Origin of the sequence: Micromonospora sp. NPDC001898 (assembly GCF_042891255.1) — a bacterium.
Lineage (GTDB): Bacteria > Actinomycetota > Actinomycetes > Mycobacteriales > Micromonosporaceae > Micromonospora.
The window spans coordinates 267828-294688 of sequence record NZ_JBIATC010000006.1 but is presented as its reverse complement, the minus strand read 5'-3'; the positions used below and the strand labels follow the sequence as shown (position 1 = coordinate 294688).

Annotated in this window: 26 protein-coding genes, 1 tRNA gene and 1 pseudogene; 10 read left to right on the top strand and 18 right to left on the bottom strand. The window is 73.5% G+C overall.

The features are described 5' to 3' along the window. Positions 1–10: 10 nt before the first annotated feature. Positions 11–1018, top strand: a complete 1008-nt coding sequence (locus tag ACFYZF_RS16825) for an NADPH:quinone reductase (RefSeq protein WP_387021146.1) — start codon at positions 11–13, stop codon at positions 1016–1018. A 208-nt stretch (positions 1019–1226) separates the two neighbouring features. Here ACFYZF_RS16825 and ACFYZF_RS16820 read toward each other — a convergent pair whose 3' ends face one another. Then, complete coding sequence (locus tag ACFYZF_RS16820; RefSeq protein WP_387021143.1) at positions 1227–2876, bottom strand: fatty acid--CoA ligase; 1650 nt, start codon at positions 2874–2876, stop codon at positions 1227–1229. 55 nt (positions 2877–2931) lie between these two features. On the opposite strand from ACFYZF_RS16820, the gene ACFYZF_RS16815 reads away from it, so the two are divergent. Next, positions 2932–3423: an NUDIX domain-containing protein gene (locus ACFYZF_RS16815; RefSeq protein ID WP_387021140.1), complete on the top strand. Its 492-nt coding sequence runs from the start codon at positions 2932–2934 to the stop codon at positions 3421–3423. A gap of 77 nt (positions 3424–3500) precedes the next feature. Here the strand turns inward: ACFYZF_RS16815 and ACFYZF_RS16810 are convergent, their stop codons facing one another. Both ACFYZF_RS16810 and ACFYZF_RS16805 read right to left on the bottom strand, forming a co-directional pair. After that, positions 3501–5177 carry an MDR family MFS transporter gene (locus tag ACFYZF_RS16810; RefSeq protein ID WP_387021137.1) on the bottom strand — a complete coding sequence of 559 codons (1677 nt, stop codon included), beginning with the start codon at positions 5175–5177 and terminating at the stop codon, positions 3501–3503. Between the two features lie 143 nt (positions 5178–5320). Next, positions 5321–5872: a type 1 glutamine amidotransferase domain-containing protein gene (locus ACFYZF_RS16805; RefSeq protein ID WP_387021135.1), complete on the bottom strand. Its 552-nt coding sequence runs from the start codon at positions 5870–5872 to the stop codon at positions 5321–5323. Between the two features lie 139 nt (positions 5873–6011). On the opposite strand from ACFYZF_RS16805, the gene rfaE2 reads away from it, so the two are divergent. Further along, positions 6012–7883, top strand: a complete 1872-nt coding sequence (rfaE2, locus tag ACFYZF_RS16800; RefSeq protein WP_387021132.1) for a D-glycero-beta-D-manno-heptose 1-phosphate adenylyltransferase — start codon at positions 6012–6014, stop codon at positions 7881–7883. Further along, positions 7880–8758: a glycosyltransferase family 2 protein gene (locus ACFYZF_RS16795; RefSeq protein ID WP_387021129.1), complete on the top strand. Its 879-nt coding sequence runs from the start codon at positions 7880–7882 to the stop codon at positions 8756–8758. Before rfaE2 ends, ACFYZF_RS16795 begins: the two co-directional genes overlap by 4 nt. Positions 8759–8780: 22 nt before the next feature. On the opposite strand, the gene ACFYZF_RS16790 is transcribed toward ACFYZF_RS16795, so the two are convergent. From ACFYZF_RS16790 to ACFYZF_RS16780, 3 genes are read right to left on the bottom strand one after another with little or no spacing between them, the layout of a single operon-like run. Continuing rightward, positions 8781–9884 carry a glycosyltransferase family 9 protein gene (locus tag ACFYZF_RS16790; RefSeq protein WP_387021126.1) on the bottom strand — a complete coding sequence of 368 codons (1104 nt, stop codon included), beginning with the start codon at positions 9882–9884 and terminating at the stop codon, positions 8781–8783. A 6-nt stretch (positions 9885–9890) separates the two neighbouring features. After that, a complete protein-coding gene (locus ACFYZF_RS16785; protein ID WP_387021123.1) occupies positions 9891–10466 on the bottom strand; it encodes an Hsp20/alpha crystallin family protein in 576 nt (191 codons plus the stop codon). Further along, positions 10463–10969: a DUF2231 domain-containing protein gene (locus tag ACFYZF_RS16780; protein WP_387021120.1), complete on the bottom strand. Its 507-nt coding sequence runs from the start codon at positions 10967–10969 to the stop codon at positions 10463–10465. The genes ACFYZF_RS16785 and ACFYZF_RS16780 overlap by 4 nt, the downstream gene beginning before the upstream one ends. Before the next feature lie 163 nt (positions 10970–11132). On the opposite strand from ACFYZF_RS16780, the gene ACFYZF_RS16775 reads away from it, so the two are divergent. Both ACFYZF_RS16775 and ACFYZF_RS16770 read left to right on the top strand, forming a co-directional pair. Further along, the gene (locus tag ACFYZF_RS16775; protein WP_387021117.1) at positions 11133–11750 is read left to right on the top strand and encodes a pyridoxamine 5'-phosphate oxidase family protein; all 618 of its coding nucleotides are present in this window, start codon (positions 11133–11135) and stop codon (positions 11748–11750) included. A 142-nt stretch (positions 11751–11892) separates the two neighbouring features. After that, complete coding sequence (locus ACFYZF_RS16770) at positions 11893–12378, top strand: GNAT family N-acetyltransferase (RefSeq protein WP_387021114.1); 486 nt, start codon at positions 11893–11895, stop codon at positions 12376–12378. Between the two features lies 1 nt (position 12379). On the opposite strand, the gene ACFYZF_RS16765 is transcribed toward ACFYZF_RS16770, so the two are convergent. Next, positions 12380–12925, bottom strand: coding sequence for a DUF4240 domain-containing protein (locus ACFYZF_RS16765; RefSeq protein ID WP_387021577.1), 546 nt, complete (start codon positions 12923–12925; stop codon positions 12380–12382). A 179-nt stretch (positions 12926–13104) separates the two neighbouring features. Between ACFYZF_RS16765 and ACFYZF_RS16760 the strand changes: the two are divergent. Beyond that, a pseudogene (locus ACFYZF_RS16760) lies at positions 13105–13554 on the top strand (SRPBCC family protein); the annotation flags it as partial. A gap of 377 nt (positions 13555–13931) precedes the next feature. Here the strand turns inward: ACFYZF_RS16760 and ACFYZF_RS16755 are convergent. Both ACFYZF_RS16755 and ACFYZF_RS16750 read right to left on the bottom strand, forming a co-directional pair. After that, on the bottom strand, positions 13932–14180 hold the full coding sequence (locus tag ACFYZF_RS16755) for a hypothetical protein (RefSeq protein WP_387021111.1): 249 nt from the start codon (positions 14178–14180) through the stop codon (positions 13932–13934). 201 nt (positions 14181–14381) lie between these two features. Then, positions 14382–15251, bottom strand: a complete 870-nt coding sequence (locus tag ACFYZF_RS16750; RefSeq protein WP_387021109.1) for a hypothetical protein — start codon at positions 15249–15251, stop codon at positions 14382–14384. Positions 15252–15821: 570 nt separating this feature from the next. Between ACFYZF_RS16750 and ACFYZF_RS16745 the strand changes: the two genes are divergently transcribed. Then, positions 15822–16040 (top strand): hypothetical protein, encoded by a 219-nt coding sequence (locus ACFYZF_RS16745; RefSeq protein ID WP_387021106.1) that lies wholly within the window; start codon positions 15822–15824, stop codon positions 16038–16040. Positions 16041–16043: 3 nt separating this feature from the next. On the opposite strand, the gene ACFYZF_RS16740 is transcribed toward ACFYZF_RS16745, so the two are convergent. Further along, positions 16044–16370 carry a hypothetical protein gene (locus ACFYZF_RS16740; protein WP_387021575.1) on the bottom strand — a complete coding sequence of 109 codons (327 nt, stop codon included), beginning with the start codon at positions 16368–16370 and terminating at the stop codon, positions 16044–16046. 94 nt (positions 16371–16464) lie between these two features. Further along, a tRNA-Thr gene (locus tag ACFYZF_RS16735) sits at positions 16465–16538 on the bottom strand. Between the two features lie 136 nt (positions 16539–16674). On the opposite strand from ACFYZF_RS16735, the gene ACFYZF_RS16730 reads away from it, so the two are divergent. Next, positions 16675–18429 (top strand): metallophosphoesterase family protein, encoded by a 1755-nt coding sequence (locus tag ACFYZF_RS16730; protein WP_387021104.1) that lies wholly within the window; start codon positions 16675–16677, stop codon positions 18427–18429. A gap of 64 nt (positions 18430–18493) precedes the next feature. Here ACFYZF_RS16730 and ACFYZF_RS16725 read toward each other — a convergent pair whose 3' ends face one another. The 6 genes from ACFYZF_RS16725 to tmk all read right to left on the bottom strand — a co-directional run bounded on the left by ACFYZF_RS16725 (position 18494) and on the right by tmk (position 24664). Next, positions 18494–19351: a stage 0 sporulation family protein gene (locus ACFYZF_RS16725; RefSeq protein WP_387021101.1), complete on the bottom strand. Its 858-nt coding sequence runs from the start codon at positions 19349–19351 to the stop codon at positions 18494–18496. A 309-nt stretch (positions 19352–19660) separates the two neighbouring features. After that, on the bottom strand, positions 19661–20329 hold the full coding sequence (locus ACFYZF_RS16720) for a hypothetical protein (protein WP_387021099.1): 669 nt from the start codon (positions 20327–20329) through the stop codon (positions 19661–19663). Beyond that, positions 20329–20634, bottom strand: coding sequence for a hypothetical protein (locus tag ACFYZF_RS16715; RefSeq protein ID WP_387021096.1), 306 nt, complete (start codon positions 20632–20634; stop codon positions 20329–20331). Before ACFYZF_RS16715 ends, ACFYZF_RS16720 begins: the two co-directional genes overlap by 1 nt. Position 20635: 1 nt before the next feature. Then, positions 20636–20965 (bottom strand): YbaB/EbfC family nucleoid-associated protein, encoded by a 330-nt coding sequence (locus ACFYZF_RS16710; protein WP_387021094.1) that lies wholly within the window; start codon positions 20963–20965, stop codon positions 20636–20638. A 124-nt stretch (positions 20966–21089) separates the two neighbouring features. Further along, complete coding sequence (locus tag ACFYZF_RS16705) at positions 21090–22382, bottom strand: DNA polymerase III subunit delta' (RefSeq protein WP_387021092.1); 1293 nt, start codon at positions 22380–22382, stop codon at positions 21090–21092. Then, entirely contained in the window at positions 22382–24664 is a 2283-nt protein-coding gene (gene tmk, locus ACFYZF_RS16700; protein WP_387021572.1) for a dTMP kinase, read from the bottom strand. Before tmk ends, ACFYZF_RS16705 begins: the two co-directional genes overlap by 1 nt. Positions 24665–24811: 147 nt before the next feature. On the opposite strand from tmk, the gene ACFYZF_RS16695 reads away from it, so the two are divergent. Beyond that, positions 24812–26020, top strand: a complete 1209-nt coding sequence (locus tag ACFYZF_RS16695; RefSeq protein ID WP_387021090.1) for an amino acid deaminase/aldolase — start codon at positions 24812–24814, stop codon at positions 26018–26020. 43 nt (positions 26021–26063) lie between these two features. Here ACFYZF_RS16695 and ACFYZF_RS16690 read toward each other — a convergent pair whose 3' ends face one another. Continuing rightward, positions 26064–26654: a TetR family transcriptional regulator gene (locus ACFYZF_RS16690; RefSeq protein WP_387021088.1), complete on the bottom strand. Its 591-nt coding sequence runs from the start codon at positions 26652–26654 to the stop codon at positions 26064–26066. Positions 26655–26861 lie beyond the last annotated feature (207 nt).

Here is a 26861-nt window from a genome sequence, read left to right as displayed (position 1 = left end):
GGAGGAGACGATGAGGGCGATCGTGTACGAGACCGGTGGTGACGCCTCGGTGCTGCACCTGGTCGACCGGCCGGTGCCCGAGCCGGGGCCCGGCGAGGTCCTGGTCCGGGTGGCCGTCTCCGGGGTCAACCCGACCGACTGGAAGTCCCGCCGGCAGGGGCCGCCGGCCGGCTGGCAGATCCCCGGCCAGGACGGTGCCGGAGTCGTCGAGGCGGTCGGCGCGGGCGTGGACCGGAACCTAACCGGCGAGCGGGTGTGGATCTGGGAGGCCGCCTGGCAGCGGCCCTGGGGCACCGCCGCCGAGTACACGGTGGTGCCGGTCCGGCAGGCGGTCCCACTCGGCGGCGCTTCCTTCGACCTCGGGGCAAGCCTGGGCATCCCGTTCCTCACCGCACACCGCTGCCTGACGGCCGGGGAGTTCATGCCCGACGGGCTGCACGCCGGCGCGCTGACCGACCACACGGTGCTGGTGCAGGGCGGGGCGGGCGCGGTCGGCAACGCCGCGATCCAGCTCGCCCGGTGGGCCGACGCCACCGTGATCACCACCGTGAGCAGCGCGGAGAAGGCGAACCTGGCGGCGGCGGCCGGGGCCTCGTTCGTGATCAACTATCGCGAGCAGGACGTGGTCGAGGAGACCCGCAAGATCGCCCCCGACGGGGTGCACACGATCGTCGAGGTCTCGGCGGCGCGGAACGCGGCGGCCGACGTACAGGTGCTGCGCCGGGGCGGGGCGGTCTGCGTCTACGCCGACGACGGCGGGGACGAGGTGACCCTGCCGATCCGGCCGCTGATGGTGCCGAACGCCCGCTGGCAGTTCGTGCTCGTCTACACCGCCCCGACGGCGGCGAAGGCGCAGGCGGTCAACGACGTGGCGGCGGCGGTGGCGCAGGGCGGCGTACGGGTGGGCGCGGAGGCCGGCCTGCCGCTGCACCGCCACCCGCTGGCCGACACGGCGGCGGCGCATCGGGCGGTGGAGCGTTCGGTGGTCGGGAAGGTGCTGGTCAGCGCCGCCGGCTGAGCGGTGTTCACCGGCTGTTTTCCCCGACGCCGGGACAGAGCCGAACAAGTTTCGTGACAATGGCAGTGCGGGGCCGCACCGTGGAGGAACGGGACGGCCCGCTTGAGACGGGCGGCCCCGGCGCGGTGCGAACGCCGGGGCCGCCCCCTGGGGAGGGATGTTTAGGAGTACGTCCCTGCCCCTTCAGGCGACGATGCGCCTGAAAGCGTTACGGCGTTGTCAACTCCCGGACACTCAGCCCGCCGTCGGCGTACCGGGAGCGCACCACCTTCTTGTCGAACTTACCGACGCTGGTCTTCGGGACCTCGTCGATGAAGGACCACCGCTCCGGGAGCTGCCAGCGCGCCACCGACCTCCCGAGGAAGTCGCGCAGCTCCTCGGCGCTCACCTCGGTGCCCTCGCGGACCACCACGGTGGCCAGCGGACGCTCGTCCCAGCGCTCGTCGGGCACGCCCACCACGCAGGCCTCCAGCACGGCCGGGTGGGCCATCAGGGCGTTCTCCAGCTCCACCGAGGAGATCCACTCACCGCCGGACTTGATCACGTCCTTGGCCCGGTCGGTGAGCGTGATGTAGCCATCGGGCGAGAGCGTGCCGACGTCACCCGTGCGCAGCCAGCCGTCGCGGAACTTCTCCTCGTCCGGGGCGTCGTCCCCGACGTACCGGAAGGTCACCCACGGCCCGCGGACCTCCAACTCGCCGACGGAGGCCCCGTCGGCGGGCAGCGGCTCGCCCAGCGGGCCGACGATCCGCGCGGCGACCCCGGCCGGGACCCGGCCCTGGGTGTACCGGTAGCGCCAGGCGTCCTCGCCGGTCGCCCCGGCCGGCGGCCGGGCCACCGAGCCGAGCGGCGACATCTCGGTCATCCCCCAGGCGTGGATGACGTCGATGTGGTGCCGGTCGTCGAACGCGTGCATCAGCGCGGGCGGGCACGCCGACCCGCCGACGATCACCTCCCTCAACGAGGAGATGTCCACGTCGTGGGTGTCCAGGTAGGCCAGCAGGTCGTTCCAGATGGTCGGCACCGCGCCGGCCAGGGTGGGCCGCTCGGCGGCGATCATCTCGGCGATCGGGGCGGCCTGGAGGAACCGGTCCGGCATGATCAGCGACGCGCCGGAGAGGAACGCCGCGTACGGCAGGCCCCAGGACATCGCGTGGAACATCGGCACGATGGTCAGCTCGCGGTGCGTCGGCCCGAGGCCGAACCCTTCCGGCATGCAGACCTGGAGGGAGTGCAGATAGATCGAGCGGTGCGAGTAGGCGACCCCCTTGGGGTTGCCGGTGGTGCCGGAGGTGTAGCAGAGGGCGGCGGCGTCGCGCTCGTCCACCTCCGGCCAGTCGTAGACCTCCGGCCGCCCGGCCAGCAGGGCGTCCCACTGGTGTACGGCGATCCGGTCGCCCGCCGCCGCCACCAGCGGGGCGGGGTCGCCGCCGCCGACCACCACCACGTGCCGCACGGTGGCCAGCTCGCCGATGACCCGGGCCAGCAACGGGATCAGCGTCGAGTCGACCAGCACCACCCGGTCCTGCGCGTGGTTGGCGATGTAGACGACCTGGTCGGGAAAGAGCCGGATGTTGAGCGTGTGCAGCACCGCGCCCATGCTCGGCACGGCGAAGTACGCCACCAGGTGCTCGGCGTTGTTCCACATGAACGTGGCGACCCGCTCGTCGCCGGTCACCCCGCACTCGTCGCGCAGCGCGTGGGCCAGCCGGGCGGCCGTCCGCCCCACCTCGGCGAACGACATGCGGCGGGGCTCACCGCCGGTCCAGGTGACCACCTCGGCCGTGCCGTGCACCGTCGCGCCGTGGTCGAGGATCCGGGCGACCTGGAGGGGGGCGTCCATCATCGTGCTACGCATGAGTAAGAAGCTAGTGTCGGCGGTCACACGTTGGGAACCCCCGTAGGTTGTCCAGATGAGCATCTCCTGGGCGGACTCGTACGTGGGGCAGCTCCGCGCCCTGGCCGGTGACCGCACCCTCATGTTCGTCGGCGCCCGCGCGGTGGTCCGCGACAGCGCCGGGCGGGTACTGCTGATCAGGCGTTCCGACAACGGCCAGTGGGCGATGCCGGCCGGCGCGATGGAGCTGGGCGAGTCCATCGCCGACTGCGCGGTCCGCGAGGTGCGCGAGGAGACCGGGCTGCGCGCCCTACGGGTCAGCGCGTTCACCCTCTACACCGGGCCGGACCACATCAACACCAACATGTACGGCCACACCTACCAGATCTTCACGGTCGCGTTCCGGGTCGAGGACTGGGACGGCGAACTGACCCGGGTCACCGACGAGACGACCGACGCGGGATTCTTCCCGCGCGAGCGGCTCCCCACCCCGCTCTCCGTGTCGGTCACCGAGACCCTCGCCGACCTGGACGTCTTCGAGCAGACCAACCGGCTGATCCTCAAGTGAGCCCCGGAGCCACCCGGCCGATCCTCGGGTGAGCCCGGTGCCGGCCGACGTCTGACCCCGGGCGGGCCCGCCCGGGGTCAGAGCATGGTCTGGCTCTTGGCCTCCATGTCGGTGGCGGCCTCGTCCTTCGACTCCTTCGCCAACGGCCGGCCGCCGGGGGCGGGCGCCCTGCCGCCGAGCGGGTCGGCACCGCCGGTGGCGCCCTGCGGGCCGGCGCCGCGAAGCTGCTCGTTCGGCATGAGCAGGGTCAACAGCACCGCCAGCACGGCGATCAGCCCGGTGGTGAGGAAGACCAGGTGCAGCGACTCGACGAACGCGCCCTGGACGGCGTCGCGGACCGGGCCGGGCAGGGCCAGGATCGTCGCCGGGTCGTTGATCGAGATACTCGTCCCGCCCTGGGCCGCCACCGCGGCCCGCTGGTCCGGCGGAAGCTGGGCGATCGCGCCCGGCAGCCGGTCGGCGAGCTGGCCGGTGAGCCGGGAGGACAGCACCGTCCCGAGGATCGCCACCCCGAACGAGCCGCCCAGCGACCGGAAGAACGTCACCGACGACGTGCCCGCCCCCAGGTCGCGGACGTCCACCGCGTTCTGCACGGCGAGGATCAGCGACTGCATGCACAGGCCCAGCCCGACGCCGATCACCACCATGTAGCCGAAGGCCAGCCAGAGCGACGTGGTGACCTGGAGCCGGGTGAACAGCAGCATCCCGGCGAGCAGCGCCGCCGAGCCGGCCACCGGGAACCACTTGTACCGGCCGATCCGGCTCATCGCCCGGCCGGTCACGATCGAGGTGACGATGATGCCGGCCATCATCGGCAGCATCAGCAGGCCGCTGCGGGTCGGCGACGCGCCCCTGACGATCTGGAGGTACAGCGGGATGAAGATGATCGACCCGAACATCACCAGGCCGATGACGAAGCCGGCACCGTTGGCCAGCGCGAACGTCCGGCTGCGGAACAGCCGCAGCGGCAGGATCGGCTCACCCACCCTGGCCTCCTGGACCAGGAAGAGCACGGCCAGCACCGCCCCGGCCACGAACAGCCCGATGATCAGGCCGGAGCCCCAGGCGTACGAGGTGCCACCCCAGCTCAGCGCGAGCAGCACGCAGCTCACCCCGACGACCAGCAGCCCAGCGCCGAGCCAGTCGATCGTGTGCTCCCGCCGCTCGAACGGGATCAGCCGCAGGACGTGGTAGCAGACCACGATGGCCAGGATCGCCAACGGCACGTTGATGTAGAAGATCCACCGCCAGTTCGTCTCGGCGAAGTAGCCGCCGACCAGCGGCCCGGCCACCGAGGAGATGCCGAACACCGCCCCGAACAGGCCCTGGTAGCGGCCCCGCTCCCGGGGCGACACCACATCCGAGATGATGGTGAACGCCAGCGTCATCAGGCCGCCCGCGCCGAGGCCCTGCACCCCACGGGTCGCGATGAGCTGGGTCATGTCCTGCGACAGCCCGGCGAGCAGCGAGCCGAGCAGGAACGTGCCGATCGAGAAGAGGAAGACCGGACGGCGCCCGTACAGGTCGGCCATCTTGCCGTACAGCGGGGTGGAGGCCGTGGACGCGAGCAGGTACGCGGTGACCACCCAGGAGTAGTGCTCGATCCCGCCCAGCTCGCCGACGATGGTGGGCAGCGCCGTGCCGACGATCGTCTGGTCCAGCGCAGCGAGCAGCATGCCGGTCATCAGGCCGAACATGAGCAGGCGGAGCTGGCGGGCGGTCAGCGTCGGGCGGGTGTTGGCTTCGCTGGTCACCCCGCCTTCTATCCCGTACGGCGAGGATCATGCCCGGTGCCGGGGTTCCTTCGACGCCCGCGCCACGACGGGCGGGTTCCCGGCCTCGACGGCGGCCGGCCGACGTCAGCGCCGGCCGCCCGCCGTCGACGGCCGTCCCGGCGTCAGTGGCGGCCCTCGGCGAACTCCTCCACGATCTTGGCGCAGAACGCCGGGAGGTCAGCCGGTTTGCGGCTGCTGACCAGGCCGTTGTCCGTGACCACCTGCTCGTCGACCCAGTTCGCGCCGGCGTTGGTCAGGTCGGTGCGCAGGCTCGGCCAGGAGGTGATCCGGCGGCCCCGGACCACGTCCGCCTCGACCAGCGTCCACGGGCCGTGGCAGATCACCCCGACCGGCTTGCCGGCCTCGAAGAACGCCTTCACGAACCGCACCGCGTCCGGGTCGGCGCGCAGGAAGTCCGGGTTCGCCACCCCACCGGGCAGCACCAGGGCGTCGTAGCCGCCGGCGTCCGCGTCCGCCGCGGTCACGTCCACGTCGTACGTCCTGCCGTGGTCGAGGTGGTTGAAGGACTGGATCCGGCCGGGCTTCAGCGAGACCAGCTCGGCCGTGGCCCCGGCTTTCTCGACCGCCTCGCGCGGCTGTGTGTACTCGACCTCCTCGACGCCGTCGGCGGCCAGGAAGGCGATCCGCTTGCCCTGCAGTGTCGTCGCTGCCATCTCGTGCATCTCCTCTCCGGGTACCTCTGGACGTTCCCGGGCCCGGATGCCCGAAACCCGGCCCCGAGGTGACCCGGGCCGGTCGGCGGGCGGGGGCGGCCCAGGTTTGACCCGGCACCCCATGGGGACCCCGACGGGCATGGCAGGAGCAGCAGCGGAAGAGCGCCGGCTCGCCACCGTCGTGGAGAGCTGGCTGGGCCGTCCCGTGCTGGTGATCGGCGACGCCATGCTCGACGAGTGGCGGTTCGCCGACTCCGACCGGCTCTGCCGGGAGGCGCCCGCCCCGGTCCTCAGCCTGCGCCGGCGCATCTCGGCGGCCGGTGGCGCGGCGAACACCGCCGTCAACGTGGCCGCCCTCGGCGGGCGGGCGGTGCTGGTCGCCCCGGTCGGCGCGGACGCCGCCGGAGACGAGCTGCACGACTGTCTGGACCGGGCCGGCGTCTGGGACCGGACCGTCAACCAGCCCGGCCGGTCGACCCCGGTGAAGCGGCGGATGCTCGCCGGCAACCAGATCCTGCTGCGCGAGGACTCCGGCGACCCGGACGACGTGCTCGAACAGGACGGCGTGGCCCGGCTGCTCACGGCGCTGGAGTGCGCCACCGAGGAACTGCGGGCCGCCGCCGACGGCGAGGTTCCCACCCTGGTCGTCTGCGACTACGGGCTGGGCTCGCTGCCCGCGCCCGTGCGCGCCTGGCTGGTCGCCGCCCGGGACCGGTACGCCACGGTCGCGCTCGACGCGCACGACCTCGCCGACTGGCGGGGCCTCGCGCCCACCGTGGTCACCCCGAGCTTCGCCGAGGCCACCCGGCTGCTCGCCCGGGCCGCCGCCCGGTCCGACACCCACCTGCACCTGGACCACCACTCCGGGGCCGACCCGGCGGACGGGCCGTCGGAGCTGAGCGTTGGCTCGGCCCCGGGCCGCCCCACCCCGGCCGGGAGCACCACCGACGGTGACCCTGGCGGCGGCTCCGCCGACGGGGTGAGGCCGGCTTCCCGGCTGCCGCTCGGCCGGCCGACGGGTCCGACCGGCGAGCCGACGCCCGGCGAGGACCGGGTGGCGATGACCGGCGACGGGATCAGCGTCACCGGCACGGGCGTGACCGTGAACGCCGAGGCCGGCGACGGCGTGGACCGGGCGGTGCTGGCCGAGTCCCGCCTCGCGGAGTTGCGCGCACACACCGGCGCGGACGTGGTCGCGGTGACCCTGGACACCGAGGGCGCCGTGGTCGGCGGCGCGGACGGCGCGCCCCGGCGCAGCCACAGCACCCCGGTCCCGGCCAGCCATGCGGTCGGCGCGGGGGACGCGTACCTGGCCGCGATGACGCTGGCCCTGGCCGCCGACGCGCCGCTGCCGACCGCCGCGCAGCTCGCCCAGCTCGCCGCCACCATCACCGTGTCGGACACCGGCACCTGCGTGTGCCGGCGCGAGGATCTGCTCGACGCGCTCGACGTCCCGGCCGGCGACCCCGGGCACCCGGTGCTGGTCGCCCCGGACGAGTTGGCGGACATCGTGGCCGGGCACCGGGACGCGGGTCGGTCGGTGGTGTTCACCAACGGCTGCTTCGACGTGCTGCACCCCGGGCACGTGCGTTATCTGCAGCAGGCCCGGGCCCTCGGCGACCTGCTGCTGGTCGCGGTCAACTCCGACGGCAGCGTGCGCCGGCTGAAGGGGCCGGACCGGCCGGTCAACCCGGTGGAGGACCGGGTGACGCTGCTCGCCGCGCTGTCCTGCGTGGACCACGTGGTGGTCTTCGAGGAGGACTCCCCGGCGGCCCTGATCGAGACCGTCCGCCCCGACGTCTACGTCAAGGGCGGCGACTACCCGCCGGAGATGGTGCCGGAGGCGCCGCTGGTGCGCCGGCTCGGCGGGCAGGTCCGCACCCTCGGGTACGTGCCGGACCGCTCCACCTCGGCGATCATCGAGCGCATCCGGGCCCAGGCGACGGGCGCGCCGGCCACCGGGCACCGGTCCGACGGCCCGGGGCAGACGTTGACCGGCAGGCCGGCGTGAACCGTCCGCTCGACCCCGGCGACGCCGGGGAGTTCCGCCGCGAGCGGCAGCTCGACGTGCTGATCCCGACCCGCAACCGCCCGGCCGAGCTGGCGGTCACCCTCTCCGGGCTGGCCACCCAGGAGGGCGTGCCCGAGTTCGGGGTGGTGGTCAGCGACCAGTCCGACGGCGACCCCGCGTACGCCCACCCGGCGGCGGCCACCATGGTGCGGGCGCTGCGCCACCGGGACCACCCGGTGCTGCTGACCCGGCGGCTGCCCCGGCGCGGGCTGGCCGAACACCGGGCGTACCTGCTGGATCGTTCGGCGGCCCGGTACGTGCTCTGCCTCGACGACGACGTCTGGCTGGAGCCGGGAACCCTGCACCGGCTGGTCACCGCGATCGGCGAGCTGGGCTGCGGCTTCGTCGGCAACGCCGTGCACGGGCTGTCGTACGTCGACGATGTGCGCCCGGAGACCCACGGGCACTACGAGGAGTGGTTGGGCCGGCCGGTGCCGGAGCGGGTCCGCCCGGGCACCCCGCAGTGGCAACGGGCCTCGATCCATCCGGCGGCGAACCTGCTGCACGTCACGCAGCGGCTGAACCTGCCGCCGGGGGCCTGGCGGGCGTACAAGGTCTCCTGGATCGGCGGGTGCGTGCTCTACGACCGGGCGGCGCTGGTCGACTCGGGCGGCTTCGAGTTCTGGCGGCGGATGCCGGAGAAGCACCAGGGCGAGGACGTGGCCGCCCAGCTCGCCGTGCTGGAGCGGCACGGCGGCGCGGGCGTCCTGCCCAGCGGGGCGTACCACCTGGAGTCGCCGACCACCGTCACCGAGCGGGACGTGGAGGCGTGGGAGGTCGTCCTCGCCGACTCGGACACCCCGCAGCCCGCCTGACGGGCGGGAAGTCCCGTTCCGCTCAGCCCAGCAGTTCGCGGGCGGCCTCGACGACCTCCACGACCGGGACGTCCGTGACGAACGAGTCGCGGTGCGGGCAGTCGCCGTGCCCGGGGCGGTGCGGGTAGATCCCCGGGGTGCAGTCGACGCCGCAGACCGGGCAGCGCACCGTCCAGGAGGCGATCGGGCGGTGCCGGGCGCGCAGCGGGTGCCCGCTGTTGATCAGGTTGCCGACCCAGTAGATCCCGACGGTGGCGGTGCCGACCGCGGCTGCCAGGTGCAGCGGGCCGGTGTCGTTGGACACCAGCAGGGCGCAGCCGGCGTAGCAGGCGGCCAGCCCGCCGAGGCCGAGCGTGCCGACGAGCGGGCGCAGCGGCACCCCGGCCGCCGCGACCACCCGGTCCACCAGCTCCCGCTCGGCGGGGGTGCCGGTGACCAGCACCTCGTACCCGTCGCCGGCCAGGACGCGGGCCACCTCGGCGAACCGCTCGGCCGGCCAGCGCCGCCGGGTGTCGGTGGCCCCGGGGTGCAGTGCCACCCGGGGCCTGGTCGCCGGGCCGAGCACCCCGGCGGCCTCGGCCCGGTCGGCGTCGGTGACCGCCAGCGTCGGGACGATCGTGGTGGCGGGCGCCCCGACCAGGGCGGCCACCTCCAGGTAGCGCAGCACCTCGTGCTGGTAGTAGACGTACCGGGTCCAGCGGTCCAGGGGCGGGGCGTCCTCGGCCCGCAGCCCGGCGGTGACCCGGGCGCCCAGGCCGGCGACGACCGGGTTGGAGTTGCCGCCGCCGCCGTGCAGTTGCAGCGCCAGGTCGAAGCGCTCGGCGCGGGCCGAGGCCAGGAAGTCGCCCATCGACGACTCCGGCTCGCCGGGTTCGGGGGCGCGGATGCCGGGCGCGGGCGGGACCACCAGCACGCGGTCCACCGGGCCGGGCCGGTCGCGCCAGAGCTTCGCGTGCCACGGCGCGCCGACCAGCACGATCTCCGCCCCCGGGTACGCGGCGCGCAGCGCCTCCAACGCGGGCAGGACGAAAATGAGGTCGCCGAGCGCGTTGGCGCGCAGCGCGGCGATCCGCGCGACGTCGGGCACGCGCTCACCCACCGGGCCGAGGCAAGACGGGGTGACCACGACCCGCTACGGCCGGTCGATCTCGTCAGCGGCCCGGTCCGGGTGGTGCAGTTCCCGGCCTGCGGCCAAGTCCGGGTGGTGCAGTTCCCGGTCGGCCGCCGGGTCGACCGGATGGCCGGTAACCGTGCCGGCGCCCCGGTAGCCGGTGCGGCCGACGGTGATGGTGCGCGGCGCGGGCCGGGCCGCCCTGGGCAGCCGGACCCGGAGCAGCCCGTGGTCCATCACCGCGTCGATCCGGTCGGGGTCCACCCGGGACGGCAGGTCGACCCGGTACTCGAAGCCCCGGGTCTGAAAGCCGCCAGGGATGCCCTGGTCGGCGTTGACCTCGGCCTCGGAGCGGGCCCGGACGCAGAGCTCCCGGTCGTCCAGCTCGACGGCCACCTCCTCGGGGGCGACGCCGGGCAGCCGGAGCACGGCCTCCCAGCCCTCGGCGGTCTCGGTCAGCTCCACCTCGGGCGGGCCGGGCCGGGTGCCGCCGACCAGCCGGCTCAGCTCGGCGCGCAGGGACTGGAGTTCCCCCATCGGGTCCCAGCTCGGTTGCCGGCCACGCCAGCCCCGGCCGCCTGCGGACTGTTCGCTCATCGCACGTCTCCGATCGAATGGGTGGCCGCTGGTGATCGCAGCGAGCTGGGGGCGTCCAGGTTGGCGTCCGGGTCGATGCCGACGCCGAGCCGGTCGACCAGCTCACCGCCGAGCCACGCGCTGCCGCCGAGGATGGCCAACGCGACCACCTCGATGGCGACGAGCGCGCCGCCGGCCGTCCGGGAGTCGGCGTTGAGCCGGACGACCCAGACGGCGGCGAAGAGCAGGATGACCGCGATGTTCGCGGCGGCGTGGCTGAGGCCCACCCGCTTCGCGCGGGTGCCGGTGGGGATGGCGAGCAGGTCGAACGCGCCGGCCACCGCCGCCAGCAGGCCGCCGATCAGGCCGACCGTGATGTTCCAGTAGGCCACCTCGCCGAGGAACCGCGGGCCGCCGACGGTGTCGACGACGTCGAAGATGACGGCGGTGACCAGCAGGCCGACCGGGAAGGTGATCAGCATCGGGTGCACGGGGTGCCCGAGCACCTTGAGTCGGCTTTCCACTGGCGGCCTCCGTTGGTGTGTTGCGGGGCGCTGGCTGGCGCGGTACCCGGAACCGCGCTGGGCAAACGGCCAGACGCGCCCGGTTAGGCTGAGGGGCGACAGGTGGCCGGGCACCGGCGCCATACGCCGCCACCACCGAGGTCAACGGTCGGGGGAGGAAGACGTGACGGTGGAGATCACCTCGCACGAGGAACTGCGCGAGCTGCTGGGGACGCCGAACGCGCGGGCGGCGGCCAAGGAGCGGACCGTCCTGCACGAGCGGGACCGGCAGTGGCTGGCCGCCTCGCCGTTCTGCCTGGTCGCCACGGCGGGCGCGGACGGCACCTGCGACGTCTCGCCGAAGGGCGACCCGCCCGGCTTCGCCCTGGTGCTGGACGACACGACGATCGCCGTCCCCGAGCGGCCGGGCAACCGGCGGGCGGACGGCTACCGCAACATCCTCGACAACCCGCACGTCGGATTGCTCTTCCTGATCCCCGGCCGGACGGACACGCTGCGGATCAACGGCCGGGCCCGGCTGGTGCGGGACGCGCCGTTCTTCGACGACATGGTGGTCGAGGGGCACCGGCCGATCCTGGCGATCGTGGTGGAGATCGAGCAGATCTTCTACCACTGCGCCAAGGCGTTCCTCCGCTCGGAGCTGTGGCGGCCGGAGACCTGGCAGCCGGACGCGCTGCCGTCCCGGGCCCGGCTGGTCAAGGAGGTCGAGGCCCCGGCGGAGTCCCTGGCCGACCTGGATCGCTACTACGGCCCGGAATACGCGAAGAAGATCTATTCCTGATCGCCGCGGTCCTCCCGCCCGCCCCCGTGCGCGGCATGCGGGAGCTTCCCGCCTAGCCGGAGGAGCCGGGCCGGCCGCGACCGGCCCGGCCGGCGCGATAACCGGTCGTCGCCGGCCGGCGACGCTGCTAGCGTCGGCGCCCGTGCTGATCCGCGAGTTCGCCGAGGGCGACTGGCCGCAGGTGTGGGAGATCGTCGGCGAGGTCGTCCGGGCCGAGGAGACCTTCCCGTACGACCCGGCGATGACCGCCGGGCAGGCGTACGACATGTGGGTGGAGCGCCCGCCCGGCCTGACCGTCGTGGCGGTCGAGGGCGACCGGGTCCTCGGCACGGCCAAGATGGGCACCAACCGACCCGGGCCCGGGTCGCACGTCTCCACCGCGAGCTTCATGGTCGCGGCCGACGCCCGGGGGCGCGGGGTGGGCACCGCCCTGTGCCGGCACGCGCTCGACTGGGCCCACGAGCGCGGGTACGCCGGGATGCAGTTCAACGCGGTGGTCGAGACCAACCGCACGGCGGTGGAGCTGTACCGGCGGCACGGCTTCGAGGTGGTCGGCACGGTGCCGGGCGCGTTCGCCCACCCGAGCCTGGGCCGGGTGGGCCTGCACGTGATGTACTGCGCGTTCTGAGCTAGCCGCGCCAGCCCTCCGGGTTGCTGAACGACTCCCGGGAGATGCCCGACCCGGTGCGCGGCCACCCGCCGAACAGCTTGTCGTGCAGGTGGGCGAACAGGTAGCAGATGCTCTCGCAGCTGCCGTCCAGGACGGCCAGGGCGGGGTTGGCGCGCACCGCCTCGTAGAACTCCTGCCCGAGGGCGACGATGTGGCCCCGGCAGTAGAGGAAGCCGTCGTCGGAGCCGTCGGTCACCGCATGGATGTCGGCGCGGTCGATGTCGTACAGCTTGCGCTCCATCACCCGGTCGAGGGCGGTCAACTCCTCGCTGGACAGCCCGGCGCCGAGGGAGCGGAGGTTGTCCAGGAACGGGGCGAACGAGGCGTCCAGGGCGTACACGTCGACGTCGTCGACGTCGTCGACGTCCGGGTCGCGCTCGACGAGGGCGCGGCGCAGCGCCCGGGCCTCGGGGCCCAACGGCTCCCACGCGGACTCCACCAGGGCCCAGAACCGGGCCTCGTCGCCGACGCTCGGCAGCAGCTTCACGGGATTGTCTGAAGGCATGGTCACGGGCGGGATGCTAGCCAGCCCGACCGACACGTTCCGCCGCCGGCCGACGGCCGATATGACGGCCATCCCGGACAGACGTGATTGAGATGACCGGCCTCGGGTACGGATTCGATGGACGTGAGCACGTTTCCGGCGCGCGAGAGCGCGGAAGACCACAACCCGAAGGAGTGTCGATGACCACCAGGGTCGAGAAGTCCGTCGAGGTGAACGTCCCGATCCGCACCGCGTACAACCAGTGGACGCAGTTCGAGGAGTTCCCCATGTTCATGGGCGGCGTCAGGGAGGTGCGCCAGCTCGACGACAGGCGCATGCACTGGGTCGCCGAGATCGCCGGCGTCCAGCGCGAGTGGGACGCGAAGGTGTTGGAGCAGGTGCCGGACCGCAAGGTCGCCTGGGCCGCCACAGAGGGCTTCACCAACGCCGGTGCCGTCCACTTCCAGCCGGTCGACACGAATCGCACGATGGTCCGGCTGTTCCTTGAGTACGAGCCGGAGGGCTTCGTCGAGAAGACCGGCGAACGGCTGCACCTCGTCGAGCGACAGGCCGAGTCCGACCTGGAGAGGTTCAAGACGTACATCGAGAGCCGAGGCGTCGAGACCGGCGGCTGGCGCGGCACGATCGACGAGGGTCGCCGACTCGGCACGCCCGGCGTCGAGTACGCCGCCGGCACCCGGGGCGACAGCGGCAGGGTCGACGGGTCCGGCCGGGACACCGACGCCGGTGCGGCCGCGCCGACCACCACGGCGTACCCGACCGACGCCGGTGCGACTGCGCCGACCACCACCGCGTACCCGACCGACGCCGACCCCGACGGCGCCCGCCGGCCGCTCTGACCGGCTCCCGCACGACAAAGGCCCGGGTCCGTGCGGCCCGGGTCCGTGCGGCCCGGGCCCGTCATGCCGGGGGGCCCGGAGCATGATCAGGCCGGGGTGCCCGGCGGGCGCACAAACCGCTGGCCCGCCGCCCCTGGAGTGCTGGCCGGCACGGTCTGGGCAGCGCGCTACCGGCGGCTCTCCAGCAGCCGGGCCACGGTGGCCGGCGAGTAGACCCGGCCCCGGGCGATGGCCGCCACCACCAGCGGGGCGAGTACGGCGACCAGGCCGAGGACGGCGGTCTGCTGATTCGCGGACAGCGGCAGGCCGAAGGCGACCAGCAGGCTGATCACGGCCGCCCCGGCGGCGGTGATCCCGCCGACGGTGAACAACGGCTCGGTCGCTGTCGAGGTGGGGAGGGGGGTGGGGGTGGACATGCGGGCCTCCTCTGTTGATCGGTCACTCGGTCACGCAGGCGGCGATGCGCCGCGTGTCGTCTGTGCTGACGACGGTGACGACCTGCGCGGTCGTACACGTCGGGTCGCGGTGGCTCGGGGGCCCACTCCCCGCCCCGCGGTCCCCGCCCGCCCGGCGGGCCACGCCGGGCGGGGGACGAGAGTCGACAGGTCCACCCGCCGTCAGGTGGACAGCCTGGCGGTCAGCTCGTCGACGACCTGCTGGGCGATGTTCGCCGGCACCGCCGCCGCGATGGCCTCCGGGGTCAACCCGGCTGTCTTCAATGCCTCGGAGAGCCGTTGTGGGGACAGCCCGGCGAGCACCCCGGCGATGATGGCCGGCTCGTCGACCAGGTCGACGCCGACCCTGGCCGCTGTGCTGCGTGTATTGCTCAGCACCTCGTTGAGGACGCCGAGGGTGCTCATGTCCTTGGGGATGCCCCCGCCGACGTACTGCCATGGGATCGCCCGTAGCTGCGCCGCGATGCCCTCGTCGGTCAGCGCGGCCTTGAGGTGGCCGAGGAACTCTGCACGGTCCATGTGATCCTCCAGGATGCCGATGCCGGTCAGGTAGCGGCGGAACAGCGGGGTCTGGTCCCGGCCCGCCTTGGTGGAGTCGCGGAAGAAGCTGAAGTGGGTGTGCCACAGGTGGGAGTTGTCGCCGGTGGCGCGCTTGCCGAGCCGGTCCCACCGCCGGACGACCTTGCCGTCCGCGGAGTAAATGATCTCCCTGATGTCCCGCGTGTCGGCCGCGCCGGCCGCGCACTGCTGCACGCACCAGACCGAGAACGAGCGCAGGTCGTGGGTGAGGCCGCCCGACCGTACGGTGAAGGAGCCGACGTCCAGGCCGGAGGCGTCCAGGGTCAGCCCCGACTGGTCCCGGGGGGACTCCACGACCGAGTAGTCGTTGGTCACGACCCGGTCAGAGCCGCAGTGGTAACCCCCGCGGTGGGCCGGGTCGCCGACGATGCCGACGGCGGCCGGGTCCAGGTCCTTGAGGTACGACAGCAACAGGGTCCGAACGTTCAGGAGATTCGTCGGGGCCCGGGTCATAGGGGCCCTCCTTCCGTGGGGAAGGCCGAGCACAACGATCACTCCGAGTGAGAATCCGGAGGTGGGGACGCGCCCGACCAAAGGTGCACATCGTCGGGCTGATGAGCCAAGGGTAATCAGGTCACAACGCCTCTACCAGCGGAAACGTCCACTCTTCGGATAGTGATAGTTGTCGAAGGGAAGTTTCGCGCGGCGGGGTCTCGGGGCACAGAAGCCCCAGAAGGAATACGAAGAGTCACCGCCCGGCGCATAGCAGGCGCTATCGGCCCACCGTCATCTGCGCATCCTGACCTGCCGGGCGGGTCGGACTCCACCCGCCATGATCGTCGATCATGCGGTGATGGTAGGCGGGATCCCGAGCGGACCTGTTGATCACGCGCCCAACCGCGCAGTCACAGCCGTTGTCACTTGGGGTGGTGCGGGCAGACCCCGCCGCCAAGGCCTGCCCGCGCTCCCCCGGCCCGCACTCAGCGGGTGCTCAGGGCCGATGCGCCATCAGCGATTCGGCCCACTACCAGCGGCTGATGCGCGCTGTTAGCGTGGAGACACGCTCGGGCGTCAGGGGTGGCCATGCGTATCTCGCTAGTCGCATACGTCGTGATCCTCGGTCTCTTCTTCGCGGCCGTACTCGCGCTCGCCGTGGCGAGCCGTCGCGGGCAGCGGAAGCAACGGGTCGACAGCCCGAAGCCGCCACGCGCCTCCGAGGAGCCCCGTCGGCAGCACGTCGACCATGACCCCGATGACCCGGATGATCCCTACAACTACTCGGGGTCTATGACCGGGGTCTGACGGTCAGGGCATTGATGATCGCGTCGGCCGGCGGGCAGCAACTCGACGGCGCCGCTTCGCGCCGGTCGGCCCGGTGCGGGTCAGCCATTCGACGTGGGCGGCGTGGTCGAGCCGATACCAGGTGGTGCCGCGGCCTCGGCCGGGGAGGTGGTGGGCGGGTAGGAGCCCGTGGAGCCGGTCGCCGTTCTTACGGGAGCGGCGGGCCCAGTCGCGGACCCGGGCGGCGGAGACGTCGGAGCCGAGCTGGTGGGCGATCTGCGCCGCGGTGCCGTACTGCGATCGTCGAAGGTGATGGACCGTATGGGCCGGCTGCTGCTCGGCGGGGCGCAGTACACCTCTCCGTACACTGTTGATGTTGAGCGCCCATGAGAAAGGGCCCCTGGCTCTCGGAGTTTCCCGAGGCCAGGGGCCCTTTCCGTTGCCGAGCCGCCTGACGGAATCGAACCGTCGACCTACGCATTACGAGTGCGTCGCTCTAGCCGACTGAGCTAAGGCGGCAACGATCATCGAGTGTACGGCACACCCGGGCGGTGGACCCAGTCGGATCCCCTCCGCATCGGCGGGTGCGGCCAGCCGGTCGGGGGATGCCCACACCCGACAGCGCGGCGGCCCCGCCGGGACTACGCTGCCCCGGGTGACCGACGATCGCACCCCCGTCGACGGCCAGGACGACGTCGACCGCCCGGACGACGACAGCGCCGACGCCGGGGCGGCGCGGCGGCCACGCGGCATCGACCCGCTGGAGTTGGGCTTCACCCCGCGCAAGCCGGTGCCCTGGCTCGCGCCGCTCCTGCTGATCAGCACCGGCCTGCGTACGCTGCTGGCGGTGCTGTTCGGGGCGTACCTGGACAAGCGGGAGCTACAGAACGCGTTCGACGACGGGATCTTCCGCCAGGTCGGGCCGGACGGCGGGCTGTGGCTGGACTACGTGGCCGACCTGGGCGACGGCTTCAACGCCACGTACTCGGTCGCGTACCTGCTCGCCCAGCCGGAGCTGGAGGTCGACGGGCACCGGCTGCCCCGGGCGCGAACTTTGGTGATGGGCGGCGACCAGGTCTACCCGTCGGCGTCCTACGCCGCCTACGAGGACCGGTGCAAGGGGCCGTACCAGGCCGCGCTGCCCGGCACACCGCCCGAGCGCCCCACCCTGTTCGCGGTGCCGGGCAACCACGACTGGTACGACGGGCTGACCGCGTTCCTGCGGCTGTTCGTCCGTTCCCGGGACCGGCACTTCGGCGGCTGGGGAACCGGGCAGTCCCGCTCGTACTTCGCCGTGGAGCTGCCCGCCGACTGGTGGCTGCTCGGCCTCGACGACCAGTCCGGCTCGTACCTGGACGACCCGCAGCTCGCCTACTTCGACGCGGTCGCCCGCAAGCTGGGACCGCAGAGCCTGGTGATCATCGCCGTGCCGGCGCCGACCTGGGTCAAGGCCGTCGACCACCCCATGGCGTACGACTCGATCGACTACTTCGTCCGCACCATCGTCGCGCCGACCGGGGCGCGGGTGCGGCTGCTCGTCTCCGGCGACCTGCACCACTACGCCCGGTACGCCGGCCCGGACCGGCAACTGATCACCTGCGGCAGCGGCGGGGCCTACCTGTATCCCACCCACCACCTGCCCGAGCGGATCGAGGTGCCGCCGCGCGACACCCTGGCCCGGCGGGCCAGCCGCACCCACGCGTACGACCTGGTGGCCCGCTACCCCGACCGGGCCCGCTCCCGACGGTACGGCTGGGGGGTCTTCGGCCGGCTGCCGCTGCGCAACCCGGGCTTCAGCACGCTGCTCGGCACCCTGCACACGCTGCTCATGCTCGCCATGGCCGGGGTGGCGGCGAACCGGGCCGGCGGCACCGAGCAGCGGCTGTTCAGCGTCCCGCTGGTGGCGATGCTGGTGGTGACGATGCTCGGGGCGGCGGTCTTCGCGAAGCCGCCCAGCGCGGGCGGGAAGCGGCACGTACGGCACTGGCTGCTCGGGGTGGGGCACGGGCTGGCCCACGTGGCGCTGGCCGCCGCCGGCACCTGGGCTTGGCTGGCGCTGCCCTTCTACCACTGGTCCTGGCCGCTGCCGGCCGCCGCCGCCGTGGTGGTCTACGGGCCGGTGATCGGGTTCCTGGCCGCCGAGCTGGTGGCGGCGTACCTGCTGGTCGCGGGCGCGTTCGGGGTGAACCTGAACGAGCTCTTCGCCGGCCAGGGGATCGAGGACTCCAAGGCGTTCCTACGGATGCGCATCGACCCGGACGGCACGCTGACCATCTACCCGATCGCCGTGGACCGAGTCGCCCGCGACTGGAAACTGAACCCCGACACCTCCCCCACAGCATCCTGGCTGACCCCCGGTTCCCCCCTCACCCCCCACCTGGCCGAACCCCCGATAACCCTCCACCCCTGACCCGGGTCACGCCTGCCCGGTCATCCGAGGTGGGATCACAGCGGTGAGCGACGAGGCGCGCCGATCATCGCGCTGCACCCTCCGGACCTGACAGGTCACGGCTTTCATAGGCGCGGCGGGAGCCGCAGACGTCGGCGCGGGAGCACATGGAGCGCGAGCCGTCGGCGTCCAGGCGGACGGTCACCGCGTCCCTCGGTACGCTGTGGCCGACCACGCGGCCCTCCCCTTCCGGTGTGGTGACGCGGGTGCCGATCGCCGGGGCGGACTCCTGGAACCTGGCGTACAGCGGGTGCTCGTACTTCAGGCAGCACATCAGCCGGCCGCAGGCGCCGGAGATCCGCAGCGGGTTCAGCGGCAGGTCCTGGTCCTTGGCCATCCGGATGGTGACCGGCTCGAAGTCGGTCAGGAAGGTGGCGCAGCACAGGTCCCGGCCGCAGGAGCCGATGCCGCCCTGCACCCGGGCGGAGTCCCGGGCGGAGAGCTGGCGCAGCTCGACCCGGCAGTGCAGGGTCGCCCCGAGGTCGCGGACCAGGGAACGGAAGTCGACCCGGTGCGGGGCGGTGAAGTAGATCGTGGTGCGGTCGCCGCCGCCGTCGGCGCCGAGGACGTGGTCGACGGCAACCACCTTCATCGGCAGGCCGTGCTCGCGGATCAGCCGCTTCGCGGCCACCTTCGCCTCGGCCTTGCGCCGCCGCAGCAGCTCATCGCGGCGCAGGTCGTCGTCCCCGGCGAGCCCGGCCAGCTTGGGGAAGGCGTCGGTGTCCTCCCCGACCCACTGCGCGGCCCAGACGCACTCCCCAACCTCGGGACCGTCGTCGGTGGGCACCAGCACCCGGTCGCCGACCTGCGGGCGGAACTCGCCCGGGTCGAGGTAGTAGAGCCGCCCGTACCGGTTGAAGCTGACCGCGCAGAGCATGCCCATGCCCTCACCCTACGACGGTTGACCGCCACCACCCACCCCGCCGGTCGCCATCCGGTCACTCGACGCAGCTATTCATGATCGTCGAATCGCCCGGCCCGGTCGACCCGTCGTCCCGATACGCCTGCCCGGACGGCTGATTCCGCGCCCAGCCGGACGACAAACGCCGGCCGGGGGCGTTGAGTGGAGGGCAGACCTGCGGGGGGTGCAGGGGAAGGCCACGGCGTCGCCGCCGCAAGCCCGGGTCGCACCGGTGCCGCAGGCTCGACGCCGTGGCCGCGCCTGCATCGGCGGCGAGCGCGGGTGGGCGGGTCAGCGGCCGACCCGGGTGACGGTGTCGTAGCGGGTCGGGCCGCCCCCAGGCCCGCGCCAGGTCGTCTCCGCCAGGCTCGGCGACCACTGGCGCAGCAGCGTCTCCGCGCCGTCGTAGGCCACCCCCAGCACCGAGAGCACCCGGTACGCGACGTCGGCCGCCGCGAGCGGCCCCACGGCGCCGGCCTCGGCCCCCGTCGCGGCGGCGGCGCGGACCCGGACCGCCTCGGCGGAGCCGAGCACGTCGGCCAGGGCCCGGGCCAGCGCGAGCCGGCTGCCCTCCACCCAGTCGGCGAGGGCGTCCGCGTACCCGGCCGTCGCCTCCAGCCGACCCACCAGGCTCTCCGGGCCCTCGTCGAGGTGGCGCAGCAGGGTGGAGCGCGCCTGGTCGTACGCGGACGCGGCCGGCCCGGACCAGGCAACGGGGTCGGTGAGGGTGTGACAGACCTCGTCGTACCCCCGGACGAGCGCGCGCACCGCGTGGCCGGCGTCGGCCAGCGGCGCCGGATGCAGTTCGAGGAAGCTCCGCACCGCCTCACCCGGGAGCACCTGCATCCGCCGCAGCAGCGGCCAGAGCCGGTGCCCGTCGGGGGCCCCGCCCTCGAGCAGCGTGTCGACCCGGCCCAGCAGGTCGAGGCCCGGCTCGGCGAGACGGTCCAGGGCGTCCATCAGAACCCCCGGCGCAGCCGGCGTCGGGCCGTGTCGTCGACGCCCGCGTACCGGTCGGCAGCGCCCCGGACGGCGGACGCGGCGGCGGACAGCCGGCTCGCGGCGACGGTCGCCTCCCGGGCCCGGTCGCCGGTCGCCTCGGTCCACCGCTGGTGCAGCGCCCGACCGATCTCGCCGGGCCGGCCCGGGACGTGCGTGCCGAACGCCGGGTGCGGCGGGTCGGCGGCGGTCACCGCGCGGGCCAGGACGTCGAGGGTGGCGCTCGCCTCGTCCAGTCGGGCGGCGAGGGCGCGCAGTTCGTCCATCTCAGGCCCCCGCCAGCGGTCGGTACGCGGCGAACGTCTCGTTGTGCAGCTTCTCCCGGGCCCACTGGGCGGCGTCGGCGGCGGCGCTCACCGCGGCCCGCACCGAGCCGGCGACGTCCCGGGGATGGCGGCTGTGCAGCGGGCCGAGGAACCGCACGTCGGTGATCCGGCCGTCGGCGGTGACCACCACCTCGACCAGCCCGTCCGGCGAACGCACGGTGACCTCGACGGTCGCTACCGCCTGGTCGAACTCGGCCTGCAACGACTCGATGCGGCGGTAGCGCCGCACCGCCTCCTCGATCCAGGCCTCGTCGATCTCCCCCCGAGGCATCGCGGACTCCTCCCGGCACTGCTCTCACTGAGTGTGCCGCCACCGTCACCGCGGCATACGGGACCGTACCGCACACCAATCGCGCCTGTCGATGACCTGTGGAGCGGGCAGGGGTTGCGAGGGGTCAGCCCTTCCAGAGGGTCAGCATCATCGCCTCCACCGCGATCCGCGGCTTGACGTTCGCCTCGATGGCGGCCCGGCACTCCACCACGGCCTCCAGCCGGCGCAGCGACCCCTCGGCGTCCCACCGCTGCGCGCCGGCCTCGGCCAGGGCGGCGGTGTCGGTGTGCACCGGGGCGACCGGCGCGCGCAGCGCAGCGGTCAGCGCGTCGCGGTAGAAGCCGGCCAGGTCGACCAGGGCCCGGTCCAGGGCGTCCCGCTGGGCCCGGGTGGCGCGCGACTTCTGCCGCTTCTCCAGCTCCTTGAGCTGACCGGCGGCCCCGCGCATCGCGCCGGCCGCACCCCGGCCGGTGCCGCCCGCGCCGAGCGCCGTTTGCAACGCGGCCCGCTCGGCGGCGTCGCTCTCCGTCACGGCGGCCTCCGCCTCGGCCTCGGCCGCCTCGATCAGCGCGGACGCCGCGTCGAAGGCGGCGCCCACCCCGGTCAGCCGGCGCGGCACCGCGAGCACCGCGTCGCGCCGGCTGCGGGCCTCCGGGTCGCCGGCGAGCCGCCGGGCCCGGCCCACGTGCCCCTGCGCGGCCGCCGCCGCCCACCGCGCCACGTCCGGGGCGACGCCGTCCCGGCGGACCAGCACCTCGGCCACCGCCTCGGGTGCCGGCTGCCGCAACGACAGGACCCGGCAGCGCGACCGGATGGTCACCGAGACGTCGTCCGGGTGGGTGGACGGGGCGCAGAGCAGGAAGACCGTGCGTGGCGGCGGCTCCTCGACGGCCTTGAGCAGTGCGTTGCCGGCCGCCTCGGTGAGCCGGTCGGCGTCGGAGACGATCACCACCTGCCACCGGCCGCCGGACGGGGTGCTCGCCGCCCGGAGCACCAGGGCGCGCATCTCACCGACGCCGATGGAGAGCCCCTCGGGCACCACCAGCCGGACGTCGGCGTGGGTGCCGGCGAGCGTGGTGTGGCAGCCCTGGCACTCGCCGCAGCCGGTGCCGCGCCGGCACTGGAGGGCGGCGGCGAAGGCGCGGGCGGCCACCGAGCGCCCCGAGCCGGGCGGCCCGGTGAGGATCCACGCGTGGGTCATCCCCGACTCCTGGTCGGCCCCACCCGCCCCCTCGGTGGCCTCGGCCTCCGCCTCGGCGGCCAGGGCGTCGGCGTCGTCGGGGTCGACCGGGCCGGCGGTGGCCGCCGCGTGGGCGGCTGCGGCCCCGCGCAGCACGGCCGCGGCGGACGCGGCGGCCCGGCGCAGCGCGTCGACGACGTCGTCCTGCCCGACCAGGTCGGCGAAGACGTCGGGCATCAGGTCCGGCGCTCCATCGTCACCAGCTCCGTGTCGGATAACTCCGGCTGCACCGAGGTGTCCGGCCCCTGGGCGGGACGGGGATGCACGATGCCGGCCGGGTCGACGAGGAACTCCCCCACCCGCCGGGCCACCAGCTCGGCGGTCTCCCCGACCGGGCGGGACGCGTCGAGCACCAGGTACCGCTTCGGGTCGCTCGCCGCCAGGTCGAGGAAGGCGTACCGGACCCGCTCGTGGAAGGCGACGGACTCGGCCTCCAGCCGGTCGACCCCGGTGCTGCGCGACGCGACCCGGGACAGGCCGGTCTGCGGTTCGACGTCGAGCAGCACCACCAGGTCGGGCTTGAGCCCACCGGTGGCCCAGGAGGAGAGCCAGGAGACCTCGTCGACGGGCAGCGTCCGCCCAGCCCCCTGGTACGCCAGCGACGAGTCGACGTACCGGTCGCTGATCACCACCGCGCCCCGGACGAGCGCCGGCCGGACCACGGTGGCGACGTGGTGCGCCCGGTCCGCGGCGTAGAGCAGCGCCTCGGCGCGCGGCGACGGGGCCTCGACGGTGGTGCCGAGCAGCAGCGAGCGGATCCGCTCGCCGACTTCGGTGGCGCCCGGTTCCCGGGTGACCACCACCTCCCGGCCCTGCCCGCGCAGCCGCTCGGCAAGCGTGGCGAGCTGGGTCGACTTGCCGGCACCCTCGCCGCCCTCGAAGACCACGAAGAGCCCGCTGGAGACGAACTTCTCGGCCGGCATCAGCGGGCGACCCCGGATCGACCCCCACAGGTCGGCGAGGACCGGCACGCCCTTCTTGTCGTCCATCTGGCCGAAGGCGCTGATCCCGGCGAAGATGCCGGCGGCGCCCGCGGCGAGCAGCAGCAACCGGGTGGACGAGATGGAGATGCCCAGGTCGGCGATGGTCAGCTTGCGGGAGCCGCCGACGCCGACCAGCAGGCTGCTCAGCGCGATGGCCAGGATCAGCACCAGCCGGGTACCGATCTGCACCACCGCGAAGACCCGGCCGCGCACCTCGTCGGCGACCTCACCACCGAGCAGCGTGGTGCCGGCGAGGAAGGCCATCCCGGCGCCCGCGCCGACCAGGATCGCGCCGAGCACCGCCATGGACAGGTGGATGGCGAACGCGAGCACCAGGACGGACGCGCTGGCCAGCACGATGCTCATCCCGAACCAGCGCCGCCGGGACATGTCCCGGACGATCATCGGGCCGAGCCCGATGCCCACGGCGAGGCCGACGAACATCGCGCCGAAGAGGAGGTAGAAGGCGGCGTCACCGGCGCCGAGCGAGGCGGCGAAGAACTTCGCCGTGCCGATCACGATGCCACCGCCGGCGAACGCGCCGAAGATGCCGAGCACCAGGCCGCGCACCAGCGGGGTCTGCCCGATGTACTTCCAACCCTCGGTGAACTGGTGCCGCATGCCCTGTTCGGTGCGCTCCGCCTCGCTGGCCTGTGTCTGGCTGATCTCCTTGATCCCGAACGCGACCACCAGCGCGGTGGCCAGGCGGGAGAACGCGTTGAACCAGAGTGCGATCTGGGCCGGCTCGGACCAGGACGGGATCTCGCCGCCGGTCACGCCCCGGATGCTCCGGTCGAGCACGGCCAGGCCGAGCGCTGCGGCGATCGGGGTGAGGCCGTACGTGGTGATCAGGGTGAGCTGGTTGGCCGCCTCAAGCCGGGCGCGCGGGATGAGGTTGGGAACCGCGGCCTCCTTGGCCGGGATCCAGAGCAGGGTGATCGTCTCGATCAGGAAGGTGGCGATCGCCGCCCAGCCGACCACCAGGCCGCCGCTGGCCCCGGTGAGCGCGAACAGCGGGATGGAGGCGAAGAGCAGGAAGCGCAGCACGTCGCAGATGACCATCGTCCAGCGCCGGTCGAACCGGTCGGCGAGGACGCCGGCCACCGGGCCGAGGAGCAACGCGGGCAGCAGCCGGATCGCGATCAGGGTGCCGAACGCGGCACCCTGCGCGGTGCTGCCCGAGACCTGGGCGGCGGCGAAGACGGAGGTGGCGAGCAGACCGAGCCAGTCGCCGAAGGAGGCGGCACCGAGCACGATCCAGAGCCTGCGGAACGGTCGGATGCGCAGCACGGAGCGGATCGCGGCGGCCCCGGACCGGTCGGCGGCCTGGGCCGTGGCCGCGCCGCCGGACCGGCCCACGGTCTCGTCGGTGTCGGCACCGTCGGGCCGGTCGCCGGAGGGCGACACGCCGGGCGACTCGCCGTTGTTCTGGCTTTCGATGGCCGTACCTCCACGTGCCGGCCCAACGCTGGGCAGTCCCGGTGCAACACTCTAGTCCCGGCGGGGGTCCATCCCGTCCGCGACATTGCCTGCTCGCCGAGCCTAGGCCGCCGACACCACCGGCCGCAGCCAGGCATACGCGAGGGTATTTCGCATTGACCGTTTGACAGTTAGCGTGCACACGTGGCCACCGAAAGCGACAAACTTCGCGAGCGCCTGAACCAGGCGACCGCCCACCTCGACCCGCCGTACGCGGTGGTCGACCTGACGGCGTTCGATGCCAATGCCACGGCGCTGCTCCCACGCGCGGGCGGCAAGCCGATCCGGGTCGCCAGCAAGTCCGTGCGTGCCCGTGAGCTGCTCCGCCGAGTGCTGGGCCGGCCCGGCTGGGCAGGGGTGATGGCGTTCACCCTGCCCGAGGCGAGCTGGCTGGTCCGCACCGGCGTGACCGACGACGCGCTGGTGGCGTACCCCACGGCCGACCGGAGGGCGCTCGCCGAGCTGGCCGGTGACGAGGAACTGGCCCGGTCCGTCACCCTGATGATCGACGGCACCGACCAGCTCGATCTCATCGACGCGGTCCGCCCGCCGGGGCATCGCCCCCCGCTGCGGGTCTGCATCGACCTCGACGCCTCCTGGCGCCCCCTGCGCGGGCGGGTGCACGTCGGGGTGCGCCGCTCCCCGGTGCACAGCGCCCGGGCGGCCGGCGCGCTCGCCGCCGCCGTCGCCGCCCGGCCCGGCTTCCGGCTGGTCGGCCTGATGTCGTACGAGGCTCAGATCGCCGGGCTGGGCGACGCCCCGCCGGGGCGGGCGGCGCTGGCCGCCGCGATCCGGGTGGCCCAGCGCGGGTCGTACCGGGAACTGCTGGCCCGCCGGGGCGCGGCGGTGACCGCGGTACGCGAACACGCCGAGCTGGAGTTCGTCAACGGCGGCGGCACCGGCAGCGTGGCGGCGACCAGCGCCGACCCCGCGGTCACCGAGGTCACCGCGGGGTCCGGCCTGTACGGACCGACGCTGTTCGACGCGTACCGCGCCTGGCGGCCCACCCCGGCGGCGTTCTTCGCCTGCGCGGTGGTCCGCCGCCCGGCGCCCGGGCTGGCCACGGTGCTCGGCGGCGGCTGGATCGCCTCCGGCCCGGCCGAGGACACCCGCCTGCCCGCCCCCTGGCTACCGACCGGGCTGAAGCTGCTCGGCACGGAGGGGGCCGGCGAGGTGCAGACCCCGCTGGCCGGCCGGGCGGCGGACGACCTGCGGCTCGGCGACCTGGTCTGGTTCCGACACGCCAAGGCCGGTGAGCTCTGCGAGCACGTCAACGAACTGCACCTGGTCGAGGGGGACCGGGTGGTGGGCAGCGTCCCCACCTACCGGGGGGAGGGCCACGCCTTCCTTTAGCCGCCCGAGCGACCCCAGCAGGAGGGCCGCCCGGCGGCCGGGATCAGGAGGAGGGGCCGGGAGCCGGAGTGGCGGCGTCGGCCGGGACGATGACGTGCCGGTGCAGGTACTCGCGGATGAGCGCCTTGGCCTCGGCCAGCACCCGCTCGTCGCCCTCGGAGTTGCGCCGGAACGCCAGCTTGATCAGGGCGTCCGAGGCCTCGACGGCGATCTCCAGGCAGAACCGCAGGCGTGGCTCGTCGGTCATCCCGAACCGTTCGGTGAGCACCCGGGCCAACTGGTCGGCGATCACGCCGTTGTTGTCCCGCTGCTCGTCGAGCAGGTGCAGGTCGACCACGTCGCCGAAGTGCAGGGTGCGGAACCCCGGGACGGTGCGGTGCATGGTGATGTACTCGTCGATCCCCGCGTCGACGCCGTCCCACCAGTGGCTCAGGTCGTCCGAGGCGAACCGCTCGTCGAGACGCTGGAGGTAGGACTCCATCGTGCGCAGCGTCAGCGCCTGCACTATGGCCCGCTTGTCCGGAAAGAACTGGTAGACCGACCCGATCGCAACCTCGGCGCGCTCGGCGAGCAGGGTAGTGGTCAGTCCCTCGTACCCCACCTCGTCGACGAGTTCGGCACAGGCGTCCAACATTCGCTGGACCCGCGCCACGCTTCGACCCTGGACCGGTACCCGGCGCAGCGGCCCGGTCGTGGCGGCTGGTGTGGACACTCGGCCACCCCCCTTCGACGGATGAACATATCTGCACGTCACGAGTACGTGACTACCGGTACAACGAGCGGACCTCGATTGCGGTATTTACCAGGCACAACGTTCCTGATATGAAGACAGCTCATATTC

What these genes read in the sequence shown, in the direction of transcription:
- ACFYZF_RS16825 (WP_387021146.1), top strand. Translation starts at nt 11, where the DNA reads ATGAGGGCGATCGTGTACGAGACCGGTGGTGACGCCTCGGTGCTGCAC.
- ACFYZF_RS16820 (WP_387021143.1), bottom strand. Translation starts at nt 2,876, where the DNA reads ATGCGTAGCACGATGATGGACGCCCCCCTCCAGGTCGCCCGGATCCTC.
- ACFYZF_RS16815 (WP_387021140.1), top strand. Translation starts at nt 2,932, where the DNA reads ATGAGCATCTCCTGGGCGGACTCGTACGTGGGGCAGCTCCGCGCCCTG.
- ACFYZF_RS16805 (WP_387021135.1), bottom strand. Translation starts at nt 5,872, where the DNA reads ATGGCAGCGACGACACTGCAGGGCAAGCGGATCGCCTTCCTGGCCGCC.
- rfaE2 (WP_387021132.1), top strand. Translation starts at nt 6,012, where the DNA reads ATGGCAGGAGCAGCAGCGGAAGAGCGCCGGCTCGCCACCGTCGTGGAG.
- ACFYZF_RS16785 (WP_387021123.1), bottom strand. Translation starts at nt 10,466, where the DNA reads ATGAGCGAACAGTCCGCAGGCGGCCGGGGCTGGCGTGGCCGGCAACCG.
- ACFYZF_RS16765 (WP_387021577.1), bottom strand. Translation starts at nt 12,925, where the DNA reads ATGCCTTCAGACAATCCCGTGAAGCTGCTGCCGAGCGTCGGCGACGAG.
- ACFYZF_RS16755 (WP_387021111.1), bottom strand. Translation starts at nt 14,180, where the DNA reads ATGTCCACCCCCACCCCCCTCCCCACCTCGACAGCGACCGAGCCGTTG.
- ACFYZF_RS16750 (WP_387021109.1), bottom strand. Translation starts at nt 15,251, where the DNA reads ATGACCCGGGCCCCGACGAATCTCCTGAACGTTCGGACCCTGTTGCTG.
- ACFYZF_RS16745 (WP_387021106.1), top strand. Translation starts at nt 15,822, where the DNA reads ATGCGTATCTCGCTAGTCGCATACGTCGTGATCCTCGGTCTCTTCTTC.
- ACFYZF_RS16725 (WP_387021101.1), bottom strand. Translation starts at nt 19,351, where the DNA reads ATGGGCATGCTCTGCGCGGTCAGCTTCAACCGGTACGGGCGGCTCTAC.
- ACFYZF_RS16720 (WP_387021099.1), bottom strand. Translation starts at nt 20,329, where the DNA reads ATGGACGCCCTGGACCGTCTCGCCGAGCCGGGCCTCGACCTGCTGGGC.
- ACFYZF_RS16715 (WP_387021096.1), bottom strand. Translation starts at nt 20,634, where the DNA reads ATGGACGAACTGCGCGCCCTCGCCGCCCGACTGGACGAGGCGAGCGCC.
- ACFYZF_RS16710 (WP_387021094.1), bottom strand. Translation starts at nt 20,965, where the DNA reads ATGCCTCGGGGGGAGATCGACGAGGCCTGGATCGAGGAGGCGGTGCGG.
- ACFYZF_RS16705 (WP_387021092.1), bottom strand. Translation starts at nt 22,382, where the DNA reads ATGCCCGACGTCTTCGCCGACCTGGTCGGGCAGGACGACGTCGTCGAC.
- ACFYZF_RS16690 (WP_387021088.1), bottom strand. Translation starts at nt 26,654, where the DNA reads ATGTTGGACGCCTGTGCCGAACTCGTCGACGAGGTGGGGTACGAGGGA.